This is a genomic window from Corallococcus sp. CA049B (assembly GCF_003611685.1).
GTDB classification, from domain to species: domain Bacteria; phylum Myxococcota; class Myxococcia; order Myxococcales; family Myxococcaceae; genus Corallococcus; species Corallococcus coralloides.
The window spans coordinates 1-21,575 of record NZ_RAWC01000149.1 but is presented as its reverse complement, the minus strand read 5'-3'; the positions used below and the strand labels follow the sequence as shown (position 1 = coordinate 21,575).

At 71.1% G+C, this 21,575-nt stretch carries 13 protein-coding genes and 1 pseudogene; 5 read left to right on the top strand and 9 right to left on the bottom strand.

Annotation, left to right across the window (positions count from 1 at the left end):
• Positions 1-145: 145 nt before the first annotated feature.
• The 4 genes from D7W82_RS26990 (at position 146) to D7W82_RS26975 (ending at position 6,960) form a co-directional block, all read left to right on the top strand.
• Complete coding sequence (locus tag D7W82_RS26990; RefSeq protein ID WP_370451076.1) at positions 146-2,470, top strand: ATP-dependent helicase; 2,325 nt, start codon at positions 146-148, stop codon at positions 2,468-2,470.
• A 181-nt stretch (positions 2,471-2,651) separates the two neighbouring features.
• Complete coding sequence (locus D7W82_RS26985; protein WP_233587954.1) at positions 2,652-4,298, top strand: DUF1592 domain-containing protein; 1,647 nt, start codon at positions 2,652-2,654, stop codon at positions 4,296-4,298.
• Positions 4,295-5,722, top strand: coding sequence for a DUF1552 domain-containing protein (locus D7W82_RS26980; protein WP_120621092.1), 1,428 nt, complete (start codon positions 4,295-4,297; stop codon positions 5,720-5,722). Before D7W82_RS26985 ends, D7W82_RS26980 begins: the two co-directional genes overlap by 4 nt.
• Positions 5,723-5,784: 62 nt before the next feature.
• Entirely contained in the window at positions 5,785-6,960 is a 1,176-nt protein-coding gene (locus D7W82_RS26975; RefSeq protein ID WP_120621091.1) for a lytic polysaccharide monooxygenase, read from the top strand.
• Here D7W82_RS26975 and D7W82_RS26970 read toward each other — a convergent pair.
• The 5 genes from D7W82_RS26970 to D7W82_RS26950 all read right to left on the bottom strand — a co-directional run bounded on the left by D7W82_RS26970 (position 6,952) and on the right by D7W82_RS26950 (position 17,292).
• Positions 6,952-9,933, bottom strand: a complete 2,982-nt coding sequence (locus tag D7W82_RS26970) for a carboxypeptidase-like regulatory domain-containing protein (protein WP_120621090.1) — start codon at positions 9,931-9,933, stop codon at positions 6,952-6,954. The two genes, D7W82_RS26975 and D7W82_RS26970, sit on opposite strands and share 9 nt — an antisense overlap.
• A 33-nt stretch (positions 9,934-9,966) precedes the next feature.
• The gene (locus D7W82_RS26965) at positions 9,967-13,215 is read right to left on the bottom strand and encodes a carboxypeptidase regulatory-like domain-containing protein (RefSeq protein ID WP_120621089.1); all 3,249 of its coding nucleotides are present in this window, start codon (positions 13,213-13,215) and stop codon (positions 9,967-9,969) included.
• A gap of 97 nt (positions 13,216-13,312) precedes the next feature.
• A complete protein-coding gene (locus D7W82_RS26960; RefSeq protein WP_120621088.1) occupies positions 13,313-16,012 on the bottom strand; it encodes a carboxypeptidase-like regulatory domain-containing protein in 2,700 nt (899 codons plus the stop codon).
• Positions 16,013-16,036: 24 nt separating this feature from the next.
• Positions 16,037-16,423 carry a hypothetical protein gene (locus D7W82_RS26955; RefSeq protein ID WP_120621087.1) on the bottom strand — a complete coding sequence of 129 codons (387 nt, stop codon included), beginning with the start codon at positions 16,421-16,423 and terminating at the stop codon, positions 16,037-16,039.
• Positions 16,420-17,292 carry a TIGR02587 family membrane protein gene (locus D7W82_RS26950; protein ID WP_120621086.1) on the bottom strand — a complete coding sequence of 291 codons (873 nt, stop codon included), beginning with the start codon at positions 17,290-17,292 and terminating at the stop codon, positions 16,420-16,422. The genes D7W82_RS26955 and D7W82_RS26950 overlap by 4 nt, the downstream gene beginning before the upstream one ends.
• 118 nt (positions 17,293-17,410) lie before the next feature.
• Here D7W82_RS26950 and purU point away from each other — a divergent pair, with 118 nt between their 5' ends.
• Positions 17,411-18,274, top strand: a complete 864-nt coding sequence (purU, locus tag D7W82_RS26945) for a formyltetrahydrofolate deformylase (RefSeq protein ID WP_120621085.1) — start codon at positions 17,411-17,413, stop codon at positions 18,272-18,274.
• A 1-nt stretch (position 18,275) separates the two neighbouring features.
• Here the strand turns inward: purU and D7W82_RS26940 are convergent, their stop codons facing one another.
• The 4 genes and pseudogenes from D7W82_RS26940 to D7W82_RS40655 form a co-directional block, all read right to left on the bottom strand.
• Entirely contained in the window at positions 18,276-19,463 is a 1,188-nt protein-coding gene (locus D7W82_RS26940) for a hypothetical protein (protein WP_120621095.1), read from the bottom strand.
• Between the two features lie 295 nt (positions 19,464-19,758).
• The gene (locus tag D7W82_RS26935) at positions 19,759-20,559 is read right to left on the bottom strand and encodes a tol-pal system YbgF family protein (protein ID WP_120621084.1); all 801 of its coding nucleotides are present in this window, start codon (positions 20,557-20,559) and stop codon (positions 19,759-19,761) included.
• Positions 20,556-21,146, bottom strand: coding sequence for an RNA polymerase sigma factor (locus D7W82_RS26930; protein ID WP_233587953.1), 591 nt, complete (start codon positions 21,144-21,146; stop codon positions 20,556-20,558). Before D7W82_RS26930 ends, D7W82_RS26935 begins: the two co-directional genes overlap by 4 nt.
• A 44-nt stretch (positions 21,147-21,190) precedes the next feature.
• A pseudogene (locus D7W82_RS40655) lies at positions 21,191-21,575 on the bottom strand (hypothetical protein); the annotation flags it as partial.

Here is a 21,575-nt window from a genome sequence, read left to right as displayed (position 1 = left end):
ACATGGGAGGTGGGCCTTTTATATCCCACGCTCCTGCCCGGCCCGAGGGCGGACGGCCCGGCGGGCGGCAGGCCTGGCGGAAGACCCGGCACCGTCGCGCGAAAGACGTTAGAAGACGGGGTTCTTCCCCCTGGTGGAACCCTCCGTGAACGCCCACGAAACCGCCCTCCTCGAAGATCTCAACCCGCCCCAGGCGGAAGCCGTGCTCCACGGCGACGGCCCCCTGCTCGTGCTGTCGGGCGCCGGCAGCGGCAAGACGCGCGTCATCACCCGCCGTGTGGCCCACCTGGTGAAGGTGCGCCGCGTCTTCCCGTGGCGCATCCTGGCCGTCACCTTCACCAACAAGGCCGCGCGCGAGATGCGCGAGCGCCTCACCCAGCTTTTGGGCGCGCAGGCCAATGACCTGGTGGTGAGCACGTTCCACTCGGCCTCGGCGTTGATTCTCCGCCGCGAGGCGGAGGCCGCGGGCCTGACGCGGTCCTTCGTCATCTACGACGACGGCGACCAGCTCAACCTGGTGAAGCGCGCCATGCGCGACACGGGCGTGGAGCCGGTGATGCAGCCGCGCGAAATCCTGCACCGCATCGACCAGGAGAAGAACGCCGCGCGGCTGCCGGAGGACATGCGCGTGGAGCAGGAGGACGTGCGCGGGCAGATCGTCAAGCGCGTGTACGCGGGCTACCAGAAGCTGCTGCGCGCGGCGAACGCGGTGGACTTCGGTGACCTGCTGCTGCTGCTCGTGAAGCTCTTCCGCGACCGGCCGGACGTGCTGGAGCGCTACCGCACGCGCTTCACGCACGTGCTGGTGGACGAGTTCCAGGACACCAACCCCGTGCAGTACGCGCTCCTGCGGCAGCTGGCCCCGCCGCCGTCCGCGAACCTGGTGGTGGTGGGCGACGACGACCAGTCCATCTACCGCTGGCGCGGCGCGGACGTGGACAACATCCTCCAGTTCCCCATGCAGTACCCGGGCGCGAGGGTGGTGAAGCTGGAGCAGAACTACCGCTCCGACCAGAACATCCTCACTGCCGCGCACGAGGTCATCTCCAAGAACCCGCGCCGCATGCAGAAGAAGCTCTGGAGCGAGCGGCCCAAGGGGGAGAACCTGGAGCTGCTGCTCCACCGCGACGAGCGCGCGGAGGCGCAGGAGGTGGCCCGGCGCATCCTGGCCGTCCAGCGCGAGGGCTTCATCAAGTTCTCCAGCATGGCGGTGTTCTACCGGACCAACGCGCAGAGCCGCGTGCTGGAAGAGGCGCTGCGGCTGGCGCGCGTGCCGTACCAGCTGGTGAGCGGACGCAGCTTCTACGACCGCGCGGAGGTGCGTGACGCCTCCGCGTACCTGCGGCTGATGGTGAACCCGCGCTCGGACGCGGACCTGTTGCGCGTGCTCAACGTGCCGGCGCGCGGCATCGGTGACACCACCGAGGAGCGGCTGACCGACTTCGCGAACGAGCAGGGCCTGAGCCTCTACGAGGCCCTGGGCGAGCGCCACCGCATCCCGTCCCTCAACGCCACCGCGCAGAAGCGGCTGGGCGGCTTCCACCAGCTGCTCCAGTCGCTGCACGCCTTCTCCCTCACGGCGAAGGACGCGGCGGGCGCGGTGGACCAGATGCTCAAGGAGTCGAAGCTGGTGGAGACGCTCGTCGCGGAGGGCAGCGACGAGGCGCTCACCCGCGCGGAGAACCTGAAGGAGCTCCTGGGCGCCGCGCAGGAGTTCGACCTGAAGCGCGCGTCCGACATGGTGGCAGCCGCCCAGGCGGTGGAGGCGCGCGAGGAGGAGGCGCCGGAGGGCGTGGACTCCGCGCCGCTCACCGCGGACGTGCCGCCGCTGCAGGCCTTCCTGGAGCAGATCAGCCTGGTGGGCGAGGCGGACGCGGAGGTGAGCGAGGGCCGCGTGGCGCTGATGACGCTGCACGCGGCCAAGGGCCTGGAGTTCGACGCCGTGTTCCTCACCGGCCTGGAGGAGGGCGTCTTCCCTCACTCCCGCGCGCTCAAGAGCGACGACCCGGACGGCGGCGAGGAGATGGCCGAGGAGCGGAGGCTCTGCTACGTGGGCTTCACCCGCGCGCGCAAGCGGCTCTTCGTGAGCCTGGCGCAGTGCCGCTCCCTCTTCGGTGAGCTCAAGTACAACCCGCCCAGCCGCTTCCTCGCGGACGTGCCGCAGGCGTTGTTCGGCTTCAAGGAGAACGACCTGCCGCCCCCGCCGCGCGCCGCCGCCATGCCGCAGCGCCGCCGCAACTGGGACGACGACGAGACGGGCCCGCGCGTGGACCGCAGCTATTCGCAGGCCTCGTCCGACATGGATGGCGTGGGCGGCGACGTGCGCGGCATGCGCGTGCGCCACGAACAGTTCGGCTCCGGCCGAATCGTCGCCGCGGAGGGCAGTGGTCCCAACGCCAAGGTCACCGTGGAGTTCGGCGGCAACGTGGGCCTCAAGCGCGTCATCGCGCGCTTCCTTATTCCCGGCTGAGCCCCGGCGGATCCGGTGCCGGCAGCGGTTTCCAGTATTCGTGTGACGCAGGGTCCGGCCGGCCGGTGTACGGATTGACTTCCTGACGCTTCCCCAGTGGGATGACCTCCAACGAACGGAGGCGCTTCCCCCCATGGCGCTACGTCAACGACGGTGGACTTCCGCGCTGCTCGCGGGAACCTTGAGTTTCCTGACTGCCTGCGAAGGCCAGATTTCTGACGCGGCGAATCCGCGCAATCCGGGCCCTGGCGGGACGAACAAACCTCCCCCTGCCGGCGTGGAGCAGGCGGCGCGCTCGGTGCGCGTCGCGCGGCTGACGCATGCGCAGTGGCTGAGCACCGTGAAGGACCTGCTCAAGCTGGACGCGGCGCCCACGGCGCTGGCGCAGTCGTTCCGCGCGGATCCGTCCCAGAGCGGCTTCCTCTTCGACAACGACGCCCGCGCGCTGTCGGTGGACGAGGCGCTGTGGGGCGCGTACCAGCGCGCGGCGGCGGACCTGGCCGGGCAGGTGGCCACGGACGCGACGAAGCTGGGCAAGCTGCTGCCGGCGGGCAGCACCACGGACGAGGCGCGCGCGAAGGCGTTCGTGGAGTCCTTCGGCCTGCGCGCCCTGCGCCGCCCGCTGACCGCGGACGAGGTGGAGACGTACCTGAAGCTGTACCGCGAGGGCCCGAAGGCGTACCCGACGATGGCCGCGTTCCAGGGCGGCCTGCGGCTGGTGCTGGAGGGCTTCCTCCAGTCGCCCCTGTTCCTCTACCGCGTGGAGCGCAGCACGCAGGCGGCGGACGGCAAGGTGCCGCTGGACGCGTTCGAGGTGGCGTCCCGCTTGAGCTACGCGCTCTGGAACTCCATGCCGGACGACGCGCTGTTCGCCGCCGCTCGCGAGGGCATGCTGGCGAAGCGCGAGGGCGTGGCCTCCGAGGCGCGCCGGATGATGGCGGACCCCCGGGCGCGCGGCGTGGTGGACGCCTACCACCAGGCCGTCTTCGACGTGCCCCGCTACGCGAGCATCCGGCCCAACACGACGCGCTTCCCCACCGTCACCGCGAAGCTGGCGGAGTCCGCCGCGAAGGAGAACGCGCTCTTCGTCCAGGACGTCGTCTTCGGGCGCAAGGGGCGCTTCGCGGACCTGCTCACGTCGCGCGACACCTTCGTCAACGACGAGCTGGCGCGCATCTACGGCCTCACCGGGAACTTCACCGCGGACTTCGTGCCGGTGACGCTGGACGGGGCGCAGCGCCGGGGCGTGCTCACGCAGGTGGGCTTCCTCGCGTCGCACGCGACGTCCATCGACCCGGACCCCATCCACCGCGGCGTGTTCCTGTCGGAGCACCTGCTGTGTCAGAAGATTGGCGCGCCGCCGGCCAACATCCCCGCGCTGCCCGCGCCCAACGGCCGCACCAACCGCGAGGTGGTGACGTCGCACACGGAGGCGCCCGGCACGGTGTGCGCGTCCTGCCACTCGACGCTCATCAACCCGCTGGGCTTCCCGTTCGAGAACTTCGACGCCGTGGGCGGCTACCGCACGACGGACAACGGGCACCCGGTGGACGCCTCGGCGGCGCCGGGCATTGGCGGACAGCAGGTGTCGGTGAAGGACGCGCTGGACCTGGCGGACGCGCTCGCGACCACGCAGGCGGTGCATGAGTGCTACGCGCGCCACTGGGTGGAGTTCCTGAGTGGGCGCCCCGCCGTGGCGGAGGACGACGCGCTGGTGGCGCGGCTGGGCAAGCTGTCGCAGTCCGGTCAGCTGCCCATCGTGGACCTGGTCGTCGAGGTCGTGACGGGCGTGGGCTTCGTGACTCGCCACCCGGAGGAGCTGCCGTGAAACTGAGCCGTCGACGCGTGTTGCAGGGCCTGGGTGGCGTCATGCTGGGGCTGCCGGTGCTGGAGGGGCTGATGCCCCGCAAGGCCCAGGCGGCGGAGGCGGACGCGCTGCCCTTCGCCATCTTCCTGCGCCAGGCGGATGGTGTGGCCGCCGCGCAGAGCACCTCCGAGCTGGGCAACGAGCCGGAGCGCTTCTGGCCGGAGCCGCTGGGCAACCTCTCCACCACGACGCTCGCGGGCAAGTCGCTGGTGGAGCTGGCGGACCACCGCGCGCGCCTGCTGGTGGTGCGCAACGTCAACATGAAGGACTACAACTACGGGGACGGCCACGCCCGAGGCGCGCTGCAGTGCCTCACCGCGCGGGGCCCCGCCGTGGAGGGCGTGGGCGGCGACTCCGAGGCGTCCGGTGAGTCGCTGGACCACCGCATCGGCCGCGAGCTGAACCCGCAGAAGCGCGACTCGCTCTACCTCTACGCGGGGCAGGCCGGCGGGTGGCTGGGCGGCCCCTGCATCTCCCACCGGGGCAGCGCTTCGCGCCGGGCCGCGCTGCACGACCCGTGGGTGGCCTACCAGACCATGGTGGGCGGTCCCGGGGGCCTCTCACCGGAGGCGCGCGAGCAGCTGCTGGTGCGCCAGAAGAGCCTCAACGACCTGGTGTCGGGCCAGCTGAAGGCGCTCCAGTCGCGGCCGGAGTTGAGCAGCACGGACCGGCAGCGCCTGGACCTGCACCTGTCCAACGTGCGCGACCTGGAGGTGGCGCTCAGCTGCCGCGCCCGCGCGGACGAGGAGCTGCGGCTCCAGCAGCAGGCGCCCGGCTACAACAGCACGGACGGCGACGAGGTGCTGGCCACGGTGCGGCTGCACATGGACATCGCGGTGCTGGCGGTGGCGTGCGGCACCACGCGCTCGGTGGCCATCCAGGTGGGCAACGGCAACGACAGCGCCACGCGCTACCGCGACCCCACCACGGGGCAGCTGATGGAGAACTTCCACTACATCTCCCATCGCCGCTCGTCGCACGACTCGTCGGGCGGCATCATCGCCGGGTCGGACGTGCTGCACTCGCGCGTGGACGCGCAGTTCGCGCGGACCTTCAACTACCTGTTGGACCAGCTGGCGGCGTACACCCTGCCGGACGGCAAGAAGCTGGTCGACCAGGGCGTGTCCGTCTGGTTCAACGACCTGGGCAACGGGCCGGCGCACTCGGCGCGCCACATCCCGTTCGTCCTGGCGGGCAGCTGCAACGGCTACCTCAAGCAGGGCGTGGCGGTGACGGCGGCGAGCGGCAACAGCAGCCCCAACCTCCACAAGATGCTCAACACGATTGGCGCCGCGGTGGGCCTGAAGAACGCGGCCGGCGGGCCGCTGGACGACTTTGGCGACCCCACGCTGCCCAAGGGCCTGCTGACGGAGCTGCTGGCCTGAGCGGCCGTTGACCCGATTTGCCCGGTCCTTTCCTCCTTTGTTTTCGAACAGAGGAGGAAGGGATGTTCCCAGCAATCCGCAAGGCCTTCACCGCGTCGCTCGCTTTCGTCTCCCTGCTGTCCGCCGGTCCGGCGGCGGCGCACGGCTCCATGGAAGTGCCGCTGAGCCGCGTCTATGGATGTTTCAAGGAAGGGCCGGAGAGCCCCAGGTCCGCCGCGTGCAAGGCCGCGGTGCAGGCCGGTGGGACGCAGGCGCTCTATGACTGGAACGGCGTCCGGCAGGGCGCCGCCAACGGGCGTCACCGCGAAATCATCCCCGACGGCAAGCTGTGCAGCGCCGCCAATGAGAGTCACAAGGGCTTGGACCTGGCGCGCACGGACTGGCCGTCCACGCTCATCACCCCGGACGGCAACGGCCGCTTCGAGTTCGTCTTCCACGCCACCGCGGTGCACGCCACGGGCTACTTCCAGCTCTTCGTGACGAAGGAGGGCTACAACCCGGCGCTGCCCCTGAAGTGGTCGGACCTGGAGTCGACGCCGTTCTGCAACGTCACCAACGTGTCCGCGGTGAACAACCGCTACCGGCTCGACTGCCCCTTCCCGGCGAGCCGGACGGGCCCGCACGTCATCTACGCCATCTGGCAGCGCGCGGACAGCCCGGAGGCCTTCTACGCCTGCACGGACGTGAAGTTCAGCGACACGCCGCCCCCGCCAGCGGCGTGGAAGGAGTTGGGCCAGGTGCAGGCGCGCGAGGATCTGCCCAAGTCGAGCAAGGTGACCTTCCGCCTCTTCGACAGCGCGGGCCGCGACGCCGAGTCGCATCCGCTGACGCTCGACGCGGCCACGCCCGCGGCCACGTGGATGTACCGGCTGGCGCAGCAGGTGAACTCAGGCTCCAGCCGCGTGCAGGTGGGCGTGCTCCAGACGACGGGCATCGTGACGCCGGTGCAGGACGCGCTGGGCAACCGCGTGTACGCGAAGGAGACGGGCTACGCGTTCCAGGTGGACATCGAGAAGCCGTCCACCGGCGGGTCCGCGCAGTACAAGTACCCGGCGGGCATCGACAGCTACACGGCGGGCACGTTGGTGGAGGGCACGGACGGGCTCCTCTACCGCTGCAAGCCTTTCCCGTACTCCGGCTGGTGCAAGGGCGCGGCGTCGCACTACGCGCCGGGCACGGGCATGGCCTGGCAGGACGCGTGGGAGCGCGCCAACCAGGCCCGCGGCGCCTCAAGGTGAGCTCGCCTCCACGGTGAAGGTCACCTCGCCCCGGGGGGGAATCAGCACCTTCCGGGGCGTGAAGCGGGGCCCTTCGTCCGGGTCGGCCGCGCGGGCATCCAGCAGGTACTCGCCGGGTTCGACGCCTCGGAGGACGAGGGTGCCCCCCGGGGCGAAGTCCTGGTAGCGGGGCATGGGATGGGCGCCCAGCTCCTTCAGCGAGACGAGCGCGGGCAGGGGCGCGCCGTTCGTGTCCCGGGCCAGGAGCCGCACCGCCGCGGCGCGGTCCAGGGCGACGGTGAGCGTGTCCACGCGGGCCGTCACCTCCTGCTCGAAGGGACGCGTGTTCCGGCTCCGGAGCTCCAGGGTGAAGGGCGGGGGCGGCAGCTGCGACAGGGTGTAGACGCCGTCGCGAAGGGGGACGTTCTGGGGACGCGACCTCGCGCGGGCGAGGTCGGAGTCTCCTGGCCTGGTGAGGGTCGCCCGGAAGGATTCCAGCTGGGACAGGGCTTCGCCGGTCTCCGCGTCGTGGACCGCGAGCCGCAGCGTCCAGCCAGGGTCGAGCGTCAGCACGCCCAGGTCCAGGTCCACGCCTTCCGTCAGCGTCACGGCGCGCTCCAGCGGCATGAAGCCCTCTGCTTCCACGGTCAGGGTTGCCGGGCCCGCCATGCCGAAGGGAAGGTCGAACGCCCCGTCCGGCCACTCGGCGGGCTGGGCGGAGTCGTAGAGGTCCGCGCCCTTCACCTGGAACGAGGTGACGGCCTGGCCTCCCGGTGCCACGACGCGGCCCCGGATGCGTCCGTCTCGCTCCAGCACGAGTTGGAGGGGCGCCTCGCTGGAGTCCACCCAGAGGCCGCCGCGATCCTCGCGGGGCTCTCCCCCCTGCGAGCGCCCAGGGCGGAAGGTGTAGCCCGGCAGGTCGGCCCACACGGCGTAGCGGGAGGCCACGAGTCCTCGCAACGTGAAGCGTCCGTCCGGGCCCGTGCGGAGGCCAGCAGGACCCTCGTCTTCACTCAGGTGGTATTGCCACACCGCATCGCCGGAGCTGCTCGCGGTGATCACCACGTCCGCGAGCGGCTGGCCCGTCCCATCCACCGCGATGCCGGAGCGCTCACGGCCCGCTTCCATGCGCAGGGACACGTCCCGGTGTTCACGCGCCTGGAGCGTGATGGATTGCGACACGGATGCGTCCATCAGGTCTCCCTGGACAACGGCCTCCAGGAGGTACGTGCCCGGGGCAATCCCTTGCAGATGGAAGCGCCCCTGCTCGTCCGTCACGCCGGCGCGAGCGTCATCGCCCGACGCCGAGTCTTCCTCGATCGCCTTCGCGTCCGCCCACGCCGTCACGGTCGCCCCCCGCAGCGGCAGGCCTTGCGCATCGGTGACGGTGCCGGACACGGAGGCACCCCGGTCCAGCACCACCACCACGTCCCGCGAGGGGATGCGCACTGCGATGGATTGACTCTGGAAGGGCGACTCCTCCAAGGACAGGTGTCCCGTCCCCGCGCGCTGTACGTCGATGACGAAGTGCCCGGTGGCATCCGTGCGCCAGGCGCTGCCGGAGAAGCCGTAGTCCCCGGTGCCGAAGCTGCCCCACAGGTTCAGGAGGATGCCCTCGACTGGAGCGCCCGACGTGTCGACGACGCGGCCCTCCACGCTCTGCGCGCGCCGGAGCGTGAAGTCCAGGGGCGCCATGCCCTGCTGGAGCCTCTGCGCATGCACCTCCACGTCCAGGTGATGGGGCGCGAGGATCCGGAAGGTGTGCGGCCCGGACCGCGTGGGTCCCAACTGGTAGCGGCCCCCTGCGTCCGTCACGGTGGTCGCCTCGGCGGTGACGGGACCGCCGTCCTCGCGGTAGGTCTCCACGCGCGCATGGGGGATGGGGTGGCCTGCGTCGTCGCGCACCGAGCCCGTGACGAACACGCCGGGCTGGAGCCGCAGCTCCACGTGCTCCAGGGGCGGTGTCACAGCCAGCGTGGCGAACGCGCCTCCGGACTCCGCGGTGAGCTGATGGAGGACGGCGGGCGCGGTGAAGCGGAAGCGCCCTTCGCCGTCGGTCGTGGTGCGCTGGGTGGACGCCGTCGCGGTGTCACCTTCGAGGTGCACCAGGATGCCCGGCACCGGCGCGCCGTCCACGGAGAGGACCTGTCCCGTCAGGGAGAGCGCACGCGCGAGCACCACGGGCTGCATGGCGGTGAGCGATTCGACTTCTGGCTGGAACCACGGGGACCGGTCCACCGCGGTGACGAAGGCCGCGTAGTCGCCCTGGGGCAGGGGGCCCACGATGAAGCGGCCCTCGGCGTCGGTGGCCGCGTCGAAGAAGCGCGTGTGCCAGCGGGAGACGAGCGTCACCCGCGCGTCGGGGATGGGCGTCTCGCGGTCCGTGTCCGTGACGGTCCCCTCGAAGAGGACGCCCTGCTCCAGCGTCAGCACCACGTCGTTCGAGCCCACCGCCACGCCCCCCTGTGACACCGCGCCCGTGTCGCCCAGGGCCCAGAGCGTGACGTGGCCCTCGGGCAGTCCCTCCAGGACGAAGCGGCCCTCCGCGTCCGTGGCCGCCTCCGCGAACACGGGGGCTTCGCCGTCGCGGGCCTCCACGGACTCCCACTGCATGCGTTCGGCGTCGAAGCTGCACGCGCCGCTCTTGAGGGCCGGAGCCCGCGCGTCGTCCTGGCCGGAAGGATTGGGACAGGGCCGCTCCGACAGCGTGACCCCGGGCTCCACGCGGGAGGCGGAGACGCGCACGCCCTCGGCCGGGCCGGAGGCTCCCAGCACGCGGCCCGTGATGCGCGCGGTGCCCGCGGGACTCGGGGGCGTGGTCACCCGTGTCGGCCGGGTCACCGGCTTCCGCGTGGACGACTCCGGGGGCACGGGCGAGCCCTTCGCGGACGCAGGCGGCTCGGTGTTCCACAGGAGGAAGGCGAGGAGCGCGACGACGGCGAGCGCGACGGCTCCCAGCCAAGGCTTCAGTCCCCCAGGTCTGCCATTCCCCATGCTCGGCAGGATAGCGGGACCCTGCGCCGTGCGTCAGCGCGCGAAGGGCCGCCACACCGGCTTCACGTCGTGGGACACGCTGCCTCCGGCGGGCACGTCCAGCTCTTCGCGGTGGATGCGGTCCCCTTCGCGGTTGCGCGCGAGGACGGTGTAGTGGCCGGCGGGCACACGGCGGAACGTGACGGACATGCCGGTCCACTCCTGCACGGGATGCTGCCGCATGAACAGGTGATGGAAGTCCATGCGGCTGTCGGGGAGGGGAGCCTGTCCGGACAGCAAGAACGCGGTGTCGACGTCCTCTGGCAGCCGGAGCGTGACGGTGGTGCCCGTGCCCAGGGCGTCGAACTCGAGCGTGACGTCGCCACTGCTGGGGATCCGCACGGCGCGGGGCTGGAAGAGGACGTCCGCCGGCCGCTCCTCCGCCCAGGCCTCCACCGTGTAGAGCCCCGGGGGAATGGCCCTGAGCGTGAAGTCACCCGCGGGGGGCCAGCGTCGAAGCGTCGTGCCATCGGAGCGCGTGAAGTAGAGCCGGGCCTTCACGGGCTGGCCTTGCGCGTCGCGGGCGTGGCCCGTCACCCGGGCGCCCTTCTCGAGCGAGAGCGTGATGCTGTCCTGCTGCGCGCCCACCGTCACGCGCAGCGGCAGGTGGACCTGGGTGTCCACCTCGAGCGTGCACGCCGTGGTGGGCAGCCGCTCCAGCAGCAGTGAGCCGTCCTTCGCGGGCACGACTTGCGTCGGCGTCCGGAAGGAGGGGCCGTCCGCGACGCCGTCTTCCTCGACGTGATGGCTGACGGCCACCGTCTCCTCCTTGCCTGAGTCGTCGCGAACGCGTCCGGTGTACGGCGCACCCGTCGCCGCCTCGCGCAGGAACACCCTCAGGGTCCTTCCCCGCGTCAGCAGGAGCGTGCCGAGGTCCACGTCGTCTTCTCCGTCCGGTGTGACGGTGCGGTCCACCGGCGCGAACCCTTCGGCCTGCACCACGATCCGCTGGGGGCCGCTGGCTTCGTACAGAGGCCGGTCGAAGCTGCCATCCGGGGTTGTGTACGGATGGCCATTCACGTCAAAGGACTTCAGGGGGACTCCGCCCTCCGCTTGCACCCGGCCCCGCACATGCGGGATGCGCCGCAGCACCAGCCGGACCTCCGTGGTGTCCCGGTCCAGCACGGCGATCTCGGTCCCTTCAGGACGGACGCCCTGCGAGGTCTGGACGTCCAGGGCATATTCATCGAGCGTGGCGGTGAGCTCATGGCGGGCGGCGCTCAGCGAGCGCAGGATGAAGTGGCCTTCGGCATCCGTGTGGGCCCCCACGGTGCGCTGCTCTCGTGTCCTGAACCGTTCGCCACGGTAGAGGGGGCGGTCCGCGTCCAGGATGTTCGCGCGGATGAAGACTCCAGGCAGGGGGTGGCCCTGGGACGTCACGACGACGCCCCGCAGGGTCCGGCCTTCCTCCACCCTCAGCGTCACGGACGGCGCCTCTCCCAGCTGGACCTCCAGCGGTTGCGAGGCGTGGACATCCACGTCCCGTCCTGGAACCAGGGCCTCCGCCACGTAACTGCCCGGAGCCACCCCCTGGAGCGTGACCTGGCCTCGCGCATCGGTGACATCGGCATGGTCTGACTCGCCGCGCGCATCGCGCTTCCAGAGTGTCACCAGGGCGCCCCGCACCGGCGCACCCGCCGCACTCAAGACGGTGACAGCGACGCTCGCGCCCCGGCGCAGCACCAGCCGTACGTTGTTCGACGGAAGCGTCACGGTGAAGCGCTGGGGGATGAAGGTCGCGTCCTCGACGTCCAGCCACGCGGAGCCCGCCTCCTCCGCGTCCAGGAGGAAGCGTCCGGCTTCGTCCGTCACGCTCAAGTCCGTGATGGCACCCAGGTAGGGGGGCGACGGCCGGCCCGGATGCAACTGCACTTCGAAGCCCGCGAGCGGCTGGTCCGCTTCGTCGACGAGGACGCCCTCCACGGAGACGGCGCGAGGCAGGGTGAAGTCGAGCGAAGCCTCGTCCTGTCCGAGCTTCTCGTACTCCACCGTCTTGTCGACGTGGCGCTCGGCGTGGGCCCCCACGAAGTGCGGCAGCCGGAACAGGGGCCCCAGCCGGTAATGGCCTCGGGCATCCGTGACGGTCCTGCCTTGCTGCGACGGTGCGGTCTCATTGCCGTGAAAGGCCTCGACCCGGGCGCCGGGAATCGGGTTTCCGGCCTCATCTCTGACGGTGCCCTGGACGACCATGCCGGGCCCCAGCGTGAGGACGATGTCCTCGCGCGGCTCGGTGTCCAGGTGCGCGAAGCCGTCGTGCGCCGGGGACTCCGCGAAGAGCTCGGCGGACATGCCTTCAAGGGAAGGGAAGGAGAAGCGTCCCTGCGCATCCGTGAGGGCAGTGCGCAATTGGGGGGTGATGCTGGGCAGGAAGAAGCGGACGGAGATTCCGGGCGCGGGAACTCCCTTCGCCGTCAATGCCGTGCCCGCGTGCTTCGCGGGGCGGTACAGGAAGAAGGTGGTCTTCAGCGGATCCGCTTTCACGCTCAGGAGCGGACTGAACCCCGGGGCCGTGATGAGGATGCCATGGTCGGCCGGCGGTACCGGCCCGATGCGGAAGCGTCCATCCGCGCCACTGGTCGCGGGAAAGAAGCGCGTGTGTTCCAGGGAGAAGGCGGTGATGCGAGCCCCCTCGATGGGGTTGGTTTCCAGCACATCACCCAGGACCACGCCCCCGAAGAAGAGACCTTCATCGAGCACGAGGACCACGCCCTGCTGACCCGTCATCACGTCCGGGATCATCGCCACGCCCTGGCCGCTGGAGGCCTGGAGTGAGACCAGCCCGTCGGCAAGGCCATCCAGGACGAAGGTGCCGTCCTCCGCGCTGGTGGTCTCCGCGACGATGGGGGCTTCTCCCTCGCGCTGGTCCACCTGGTCCAGCAGCTCGTCGAAGGCTTCGTTCCAGCACTGCGTCAGCCAGTGCGAAGACGCAGCGGACGCATCCTCGGAAGGGGGACACGAGCGCTCCGACAACGTGACCTCCGGCTCCGCGCGGGATGCGAATACGCGCGCGCCCGCGACAGGGCCCCGCGCGTCACGCACGACGCCGGTGATGCGCGGCCCCTCGATGGCGGCGCGGGAGGACGGCCCCGCGCGAAAGCCGTTGAAGAACCCGGAGGCGGGGGTGGAGCCCCGGGACGCGGAGCCAGCGGCGTCCACAGGCCCGCGCAGGACGAAGAAAGACAGGAGCAACAGCCCGACGACGCCCACCAAGGCGAGCCAGGCTCGCCGATTCCCCCTGCGCATGCGCTGTGTCTCCTGAAGTGCGTAGGCGCAGGATAGCGGGACCCAGACGCCGGTGCTGCGTGGGCTCCAGGCTGGCAACGCCCACGACCGTGATGGCTCAGCGGTTCGAGATGGGCATCAGCACCGTGACGGCTTCCTGGGTCGCGTCGAGGTGCACGTCCTTTTCTCCCTGCTGCGGTCCTTCATGCATGCTGACGGAGACGGTGGCGGCCGCGAAGGGTAGCTCTTCCAGCTCCAGGCTCCCTTCCGCGTCGAGGACTCCGATATGGAAGAGAAGATCGGAGTTGGAGAACGCATCATCCCGGTCCGGAGTGAGCATGACGCGGAAGCCCGCCAGCGGCACGCGTGTCGCTTCATCCAAGACGATGAAGCGCACCGTGCGGCTCCGGATCATCCGCAGCGTGCCGAGGTCGATATCCCCTCCAGGCTTCACGACGAAGTCCCGCTTGAGATCGAAGAAGCCTTTCGCGCGCACCTTGAGCATGCCGGGGCCATTGTCTGGCAGCGGGAGGTCGAACGTCCCGTCCGGGACCTGCACCCAGGGGTTCCGCTCCTGGACCTTGCAGGGCAGCGGTGTCCCGTCATCGCTCACGACCTGTCCGCGCAAGCGGGGTCTTCGCTCCAGGACCAGCCGCGTGTCCCCCTGTCCCTGGGTGACGAGCAGCGCGCCGCTGTCCGGCGTGCCTCCCTGTGACCGCGACGGCGCGAAGGCAAAGCCTTCCTTCCAGGCGATGAGCTGGTAGGCCGGGGCTGTCAGGTGCTTGAAGATGAAGCGGCCATCCGGTCCGGAGAGGACGCCGCTCTCTCCCGTGACGCTGCAGTCGGGGGCGTGGGTCTGCCACGCGGGGATGTCCTCCAGCAGGAGGCAGGCCTGGACGCGCACGCCGGACATCGGTCGTCCATCGCCGCCGACCGTCATCCCCTGAAGCGTGCGTCCCGCTTCGAAGCGCACGGACACGGTGGCCTGCGTTTCCGCCTCCAGGTCCACGGGCTGCGAAGCGGTGTGCTCGATGCCGGGCGTCCGCAGCCGGGCCTCCAGGACGTAGTGCCCTGCCTCCAGTCCTCCCAGGGAGAAGGCACCCCGCGAGTCCACGGGGGCGCTGTGGGGATCTCCACTCAGCGGTTCGGTGTTCCAGAGCCGGACGTCCACGTTGCTCACGGGACGTCCTGTCGCATCCATCACCGTGCCGGACACGGAAGCGCCGCGGCTCATCACCACCCGGACGCCTGTCGATGGAACCTCCACGGGGAGCTTCACGGCGCGAAACCCCTGGGCCGTGACGGAGAGCTGGTTGGGGCCTGCATTCGCGCTGTCCACGGTGAAGTGGCCTGCCGCGTCCGACTCCACGACGGGTTCCATGAGGTCGGCCAGGTCCCAGATGCGCCCCGGGGTGCCGTGGGTCATGTCGAGCTTCACGTGGGCCCCCGCGAGCGGCAGGCCTTCCGTGTCGACCACCTGGCCTTCGACCAGCATGGCCCGCATGAGCGTGAAGTCCCACGGTCCCTGGGGGGCGCCGCCCAGGAGGACCGTCTCTCGCCTGTCGAGGTAGTGCTCCCGCTGCAACAGGAGGTCGACCGAGCGCTCCAACAGCGGCCCCAGCCGATAACGGCCTGCCTCATCCGTCAGCACCTCTGGAACAGGTTGGCCACCCAGTTGCTGGCCCTTCACGCGCAGGCGCACGCCCGCGAGTGGCCTGTGCTGCTCGTCCCTCACGGTCCCCTCCATGAACCCGAAGCGCATCATCCGGAGGACCACCTTCTTGGGAGGCGTCACCGAGGCCTGCCCATAGGCACTCTCATCCCCGGTCCGGGTCCAGAGTTCGTGCGAAAAGGCGGAGACGTCCTCGAAGGCGAACCGGCCCTGGCCATCGCTCCGGGTGGTCGAGGTCTCGCCCGCTCCTTCGGAGAGCGCCAGATGGACGTCCAGGCCGCTCGCGGGAAGTCCCTCGGGTGTCAGCACCACGCCCTCGAGCCGGTGCTTCCGTTGCAGCACGAGCGTCACGTCCACGTCGGCATCGAGCCAGACGTCGTCGCGGAAGGCCTGGGTCTGGTACCCCTGCGCGCTCGCGACGCGCAGGTAGCGGCCCGGGGGCAGGGGCCCGACGCGGAAGCGTCCACGGGCGTCCGCGAGCGCATCGAAGAAGCGGGACCCGGCTTCGTGGATCAGCGTCACCCGCGCGCTGGGAATGGGAGTCCGCGTGAACTCCTCGACCACTCCGCCGGAGAGGAAGACGCCGTCCTCCAGCGTCAGCGTCACGTTGTCGCTGCCGGCCGGGATGTCCGGCTGCACGGCCGCGCCCGTGTCACCCATGGCCCAGAGGGTGAGCGCGCTGGTGGACAGGCCCTCGAGCACGAACGTCCCGTCTTCCGCCGTCACCGTCTGGGCGAGCACGGACGCTTCACCTTCGCGAGCCTCCACCAGGCGCGCGTATTCCTGCTCCATCTCCTGGAAGCAGCAGTCCTCCTGCCGCATCCGCTGTGATGAGTGCTCATGGCCAGGGAGCGTCCGTGGACAGGGGCGCTCCGACAGGGTGTCCGCATCCACGCGGGACGCGGACACCTGTACGCCCGCGACGGGACCGCGCGCATCGCGCACGACGCCGGTGATGCGCAGCGAGCCTTCCGCGGACATGGCCATCGGCTGCGTGAAGCGCGCTACCGGGTGGCCAGGACGTGCGTCGCGGAGGCGTCCGTTCGAGGACGCGGCGGAGCCTCGCGGCTCCCGGAAGGACACCACGGCCACGCCCAGTCCGAGGACGAGCACGGCGGCCCACCACCCCAGATTGCTCGCGCGCATGCGCGGCCAGGATAGCAGCGGGCGTCAGGGCGTGGCGAAGCCCACCGCGTGCGCCTCCACGCCTTCAGGGGGCGGCTCCTGCCGGAAGGCGACCCAGGCCTCGCGCTGGGAGTGGCGCGGCACGTACGCCAGCACGAACTCCGCCACCTCCTTCGGCTCGCGGCCGCCTCGCAGCGACACGCGCACGTGGACCTCCTCCGCCGCCGAGTCGCCGTGGTTCGTCACCGTGACGGGCACCCGCCACTCCTTCGCGTTCGCGGCGGCCACCGGCGCGCCCACCCGCACGGTCAGGTCCGGCGGGCCGCTGCCCGTCGTCCACGCGTCCACCGCCAGGTAGCCCATGACCAGCGCCACGAGCACGCAGCTCGCGATGAAGACGACGCCCTCCAGCCAGTTCCAATGGGTCTTCATGATTGGATGAGCAATCTCCCCGCGGAAGCTCCCAGCGTCGACGCCAGTCCCAGCACCACCACCTGCGCCACGCAGACGCTCAGGCCGTTGCCGTTGAACCGGCCGAAGAACCACAGCACCAGCGCGCTCGACAGCAGCGCGATGGCGTAGGTGACGAACGTGCCCGCGAGCACGTCCCGGCGCATCCGGCGGCGCGTGAAGCGGTGCGCTCGGGTGAAGTCGGTCTGGAAGAGGATGAGTCCGCCCAGCAGCAGCGACAGCGCGGCGAGCCCCAGCAGGCCCCAGGGCCGCGCCTCCACGGCGATCATCACGATCTCCTCCGTGGGCGCCACGTTGGCCGCGAACAGCACCGCGCCGCAGAACGCGATGACCAACTGGCCGGGGACGTGGTCCGCGGACTCCAGCCGCTTCTTGTCCTCTTCTTCGTTCTCCTCGCGGTGCTGGCCGCCCAGCTGCGCGGTGCCCACCGACACGCCGATGGCCACCGTGCCGGCCTCCACCACCACCATGCCCACCGCTTCCTGCGGTGACGTGCCCTGTCCGATGCGGCCGATGAGCACGAGCACCCCCAGGGACAGGAGCAGCCCCAGCCCCAGCTCCTCCAGCGAGTCGGTGAAGACTTCGGCCCAGTCCACGTCCCGGCGGAAGCCGCCGTAGCGGTTGTATCCGAGCAGCAGCACGTAGGTGGCCACCAGGTAGCCCAGCACGCTGCCCGGATGGGACGTGAAGCCCGCCCACCACACCTCCATCGTGTAGAGCAGCGGCAGGCTGAAGAGCAGTCCGCCCGCGATGCCCCGGCCATATTCGCGCAGGGAGTCCGACACCGGCCGGCGGCGTTGGGGCGCGTTGGCTGAAGGACGGTCGGCCATCTCAGGCCGGAGTCTAGGTTCGCTTCCCGGAGAGGGAAGTGTCCCGCGCATGGCACCGGACACTCCCTGACGCTCGGGGATGGGCCTCCTCCCGCCAGGGCTATAGTCGCCGCCGTCCATGACCGAGCGTCCCGCCCAATACATCCTCACGCTGTCGTGCCCGGATCAGCGCGGCATCGTCCACGCCGTCTCCGGCTGGCTCGCCGAGCACGGCTGCAACATCCTCGACAGCGCCCAGTACGGCGACCCGCGGACGCGGCTGTTCTTCATGCGCGTGCACTTCGCGGATGAAGAGGGGAAGGCGCAGCCCGCGGCGCTGCGCGAGGCCTTCGGGGCGCTCGCGGGGCGCTTCTCCATGGAGTGGCACCTGCACGACGCGGCGGAGAAGCCCCGCGTGCTGCTGATGGTCTCGAAGATCGGCCACTGCCTGAACGACCTGCTGTATCGCTACCGCAGCGGCATCCTGCCGGTGGAGATCCCGGCCATCGTTTCCAACCACCGGGACTTCTACCAACTGGCCGCGTCCCACGACATTCCGTTCCACCACCTGCCGGTGACGCCGGAGAACAAGGAGCAGCAGGAGGCGCGCCTGCTGGAGCTGGTGCGTGAGCAGCGCGTGGACCTGGTGGTGCTCGCCCGGTACATGCAGATCCTCTCCGCCGGGACGTGCGATGCGCTGCGCGGGCGGCTCATCAACATCCACCACTCGTTCCTGCCCAGCTTCAAGGGGGCGCGGCCGTACCAGCAGGCCTACGACCGGGGCGTGAAGCTGATTGGCGCGACGGCCCACTTCGTCACGGGCGACCTGGACGAGGGACCCATCATCGAACAGGACGTGGAGCGCGTGGACCACACGCTGTCTCCCGAGGCGCTGACGGCGATCGGCCGCGACGTGGAGAGCGTGGTGCTGGGCCGCGCGGTGACGTGGTTCGTGCAGCACCGCATCCTGCTCAACGGCCACAAGACCGTCGTGTTCCGCTGAATCAGCCGGAGGGGCATGCGGCGCCCGCGCCGAGCACGTCCGCGTCGTGGTGCACCCGCACCGCGCCGGACGACTCCAGGTGGCGCACGAACAGGGAGCCGAAGACCTCCGCGTTGCCGCTCAGGTTGAGTTGGGCCTGGGGCGCGTAGAGGTTGCCCGCGAGCGTGCTGCCCGCGGAGATGTCCAACGCCTGCGAGCCCGCCACGTAGACGCGCACCCGCGAGGGCAGGGCGGCGGAGCCCAGCGTGAGGTTGCCGGACACGATGACGCCCCCCGCGAGGAAGAGGTCCAGCTCACCGGGAGGCTGCACGTCCACGGTGAGTGCTTCCCTCAGGTCCACGCCGCCAGGGATGAACAGCGCGGTGCGGCCCCGGATGCGCAGCGTGGCGTGGCCCGGCCCCGCGATGCGCGTCAGCAGGAATCGCCCGCAGGGCAGCTCCAGCACGCGCTCGCCGGTGACGTCCGTCAGCGTCGCCGGATCCAGGCCGATGGCCGCGTTGTCGTTGTCCACGGTGTGGTGGGCGATGAGCGCGGCCGGGTCGAAGCGGGAGCCCTCGTCACAGTCACAAGGGATGACCGCGGGCACGGGCTCGCGGCGCAGCTCCGAGGCCTGGGCAGGGCCCGGGGAGAACTCCGGAGGCACGGTGAGCACGCCGCCCACGGTGAGCGCGGCGAGCCCCACGTCCCCGTTCACCCGAGCGTCACCGGCCACGGTGGCGGAGGTGCCGGGGCCGGAGAGGGGACCGCTGCTGTCCAGGCTGCCTCCTACCGTGAGCGGACTGCTGAGCTGGACGCCGCCTACCTGGAGCGAGCCGCCCACCGTGACGCGGTCGTTCGCGGACAGGACTCCATTCACGCCCACGTCGCCGTCCGTGCCGCCGGGAGCGTAGGGGCCCGCGGAGCTCCGGAAGGCGTCCACGGTGAAGGGAGCGCTGAGGGACAGTCCCTCGCAGGAACACGCCGCGCGGCGGAACAGCGTCTGCGCCAGCTGGCCGCTGCACACCCGCGGTCCCGAGGCCGGGTTCCCCAGCAGGAGCGGAGGCCCACTGTCCGCGCAGTGCGCCGTCCATTCCTCCGGGACGTCGGTCCCCGCGTCGGGTGAACGCAGCGTGGCCACCGGATCATCCACCGTGCACGCGGCGCTCAGCAGCGCGGCCCACGGGATGAACCGCGTGATGCGGAGCCTCATGGAACCGCCCCCTTGCCGCGCCATGCGGCGTAGCTCTCCAAACCTGTCCGACAGTCGGACAGGTTTCCGCTGCCTGGGCGGCGGGGGAGCCCTCCGGCCAAGGTGGGGGACGAGGCCGGCCCGCTGGGAAACCTCAGGGGGAGCGCGTCGGCGCAGGGGGGCCGTTGAGACCGTCCAAACCTGTCCGACAGTCGGACAGGTTCGTGCCGAGCGCCGCGGGCAGGGCGGCCCCGCGGTGTTCTCACCTTCTCATCCATGGGGACAGGCTGCGTGTCCGAAGCAGGTGACGCCGACCTCATGGCGGCGACAGTTCCCGGAGCCGCGCACGCGACGACGCGCTCAGCGGCGAGTCCGGATGCAGCGAGAGGAACTCACCCAGCGCCCGGGCCTCCGCCGCCGCGTCGCCCAGGGCGCGGTGGGCTTCCGCCACGCCGTGGCGCGCCTCTGGATCCAACATGCCACCGGGTTGCAGCCGCACCGCGTCCTGGTACTGGCGCAGGGCGCCTCGCGCGTCACCCAGGTGCTCCAGCCGCAGCGACCCCGAGGCCACGCGCGCGACGTACGCGGCCAGCGACGACGGCTCCGCGCGGATGACGCGCAGGTACAGCCCTTCCGCGTCCTTCCACTTCCCCGCCGAACGGAGCGCGTTGGCCTGCCGCAGCAGGTCCTCCGGCTTCGACGACTCCTTCACGGTGATGCTCGGACGCAGCGGCCGGGGATGCTCGATGACGAAGGGCTCGGGCGGCGCGGGCGGGGGCAGGGGCACCGGCTCCAGCGTGGCCACCTGCGTCGGCTCCGGCACGGCCGGCGTCAGCACCTGCGCGTGCGGCTGCGCGGGCCGCGCGTAGCGCCACACGGCGGCCGCCGCGGCCCCGGTGAAGACGAGCGCCGCGCCCGCCATCAACCACACGGGAGGCCGCCTGCGTCTTCGCGGAGGCTCCGGCGCCTGCTGGAGCGCCGCGTCCAACGCCGCCTGGACGAGCGCGCTCGAACGCTGCCGGGACAGCCGCCGCGCGGGCCCACTGCCGTTGTCCAGGGGCCGCAGCAGGTCGTCCAGCGGCTCACCCTCACCGTCGTCGGGGGGGCGGGGGCTCATGACGACTCCCCCTCGGGCGCCTCGCCATCCGAGGCCAGCGCGCGCAGGGCGGTGCGTCCCAGGCGCAGCCGGCTGCGCACGGTCTCGAAGGGGACGCCCAGCTCTGTCGAAATCTCCTGCACGCTCAATTCCAGGACGTGGTGCAGCACCAGCGCGTGCCGCTGCTCCGTCGACAACCGGTCCAGTAACGTCACCAGGTGACGGCGGTGCAGATATTCGTCCGCCGGCGCTTCGTCGGACGGCACCGCCAACAACTCCACCGGGTCCCCACTGTAGCGGGCCTCGCGTCCGCGTGAACGCTTGAGCCACGCGAACGTGGTGCGCACCACCACCCGGTCCACCCAGCCGTGGAACCGCCCGTCGCCGCGATAGGTGGGCAGGCCCCGCACCAGCGCGATGAGCGACTCCTGGGCGATGTCCTCCACGTCCGAGTCCCCGCGCACCAGGTAGCGCACCAGGTTGCGCACGCGCGGCAGCAGCTCCAGGAGCAGGGCTTCGGTCGCGTCGCGCTGTCCCCGCATGGCCGCCATCAGCCGGGCGTCCTCGCCACGGGGCGCGACGGTCGCATGTGAGCCCGAGCTCCTCATGCCCCTCAAGGAGAAGGGACGCCGCCAGATCGGGTCATCGGTGCTCACGGAAAAATCACCATCCCCACTCCCAGTCGGGGACGCACCGACGCGCCGTCCTCCCGGAGCACGAAGCCACCCTCCGCCGAGTACCCCAGCCGGGGCCGTCCCAGGAGCACCTCACCCGACAGCGCCGCCTCCAGTGCGAGCGCCGGCCCCACCCGCCACGCCACGCGCACCGCCGGCCCCACGACGAAGGCCGCGAGCAGCCGCGACGGCGTGGGCTCCACCTGCGTGGACAGCGCCTCCGTCCGGCGCCAGAAGCCCGCGACGCCCGCCCCCAGGCCCACCGTGCCCTCCCACGCGCCTGTCTTCACGAAGGGCACGTCCGCCCACGCCAGCGCGGAGCCCTGCGTGAGGCGGATGTCCGCGTACGCGTCCCGCAGGTGC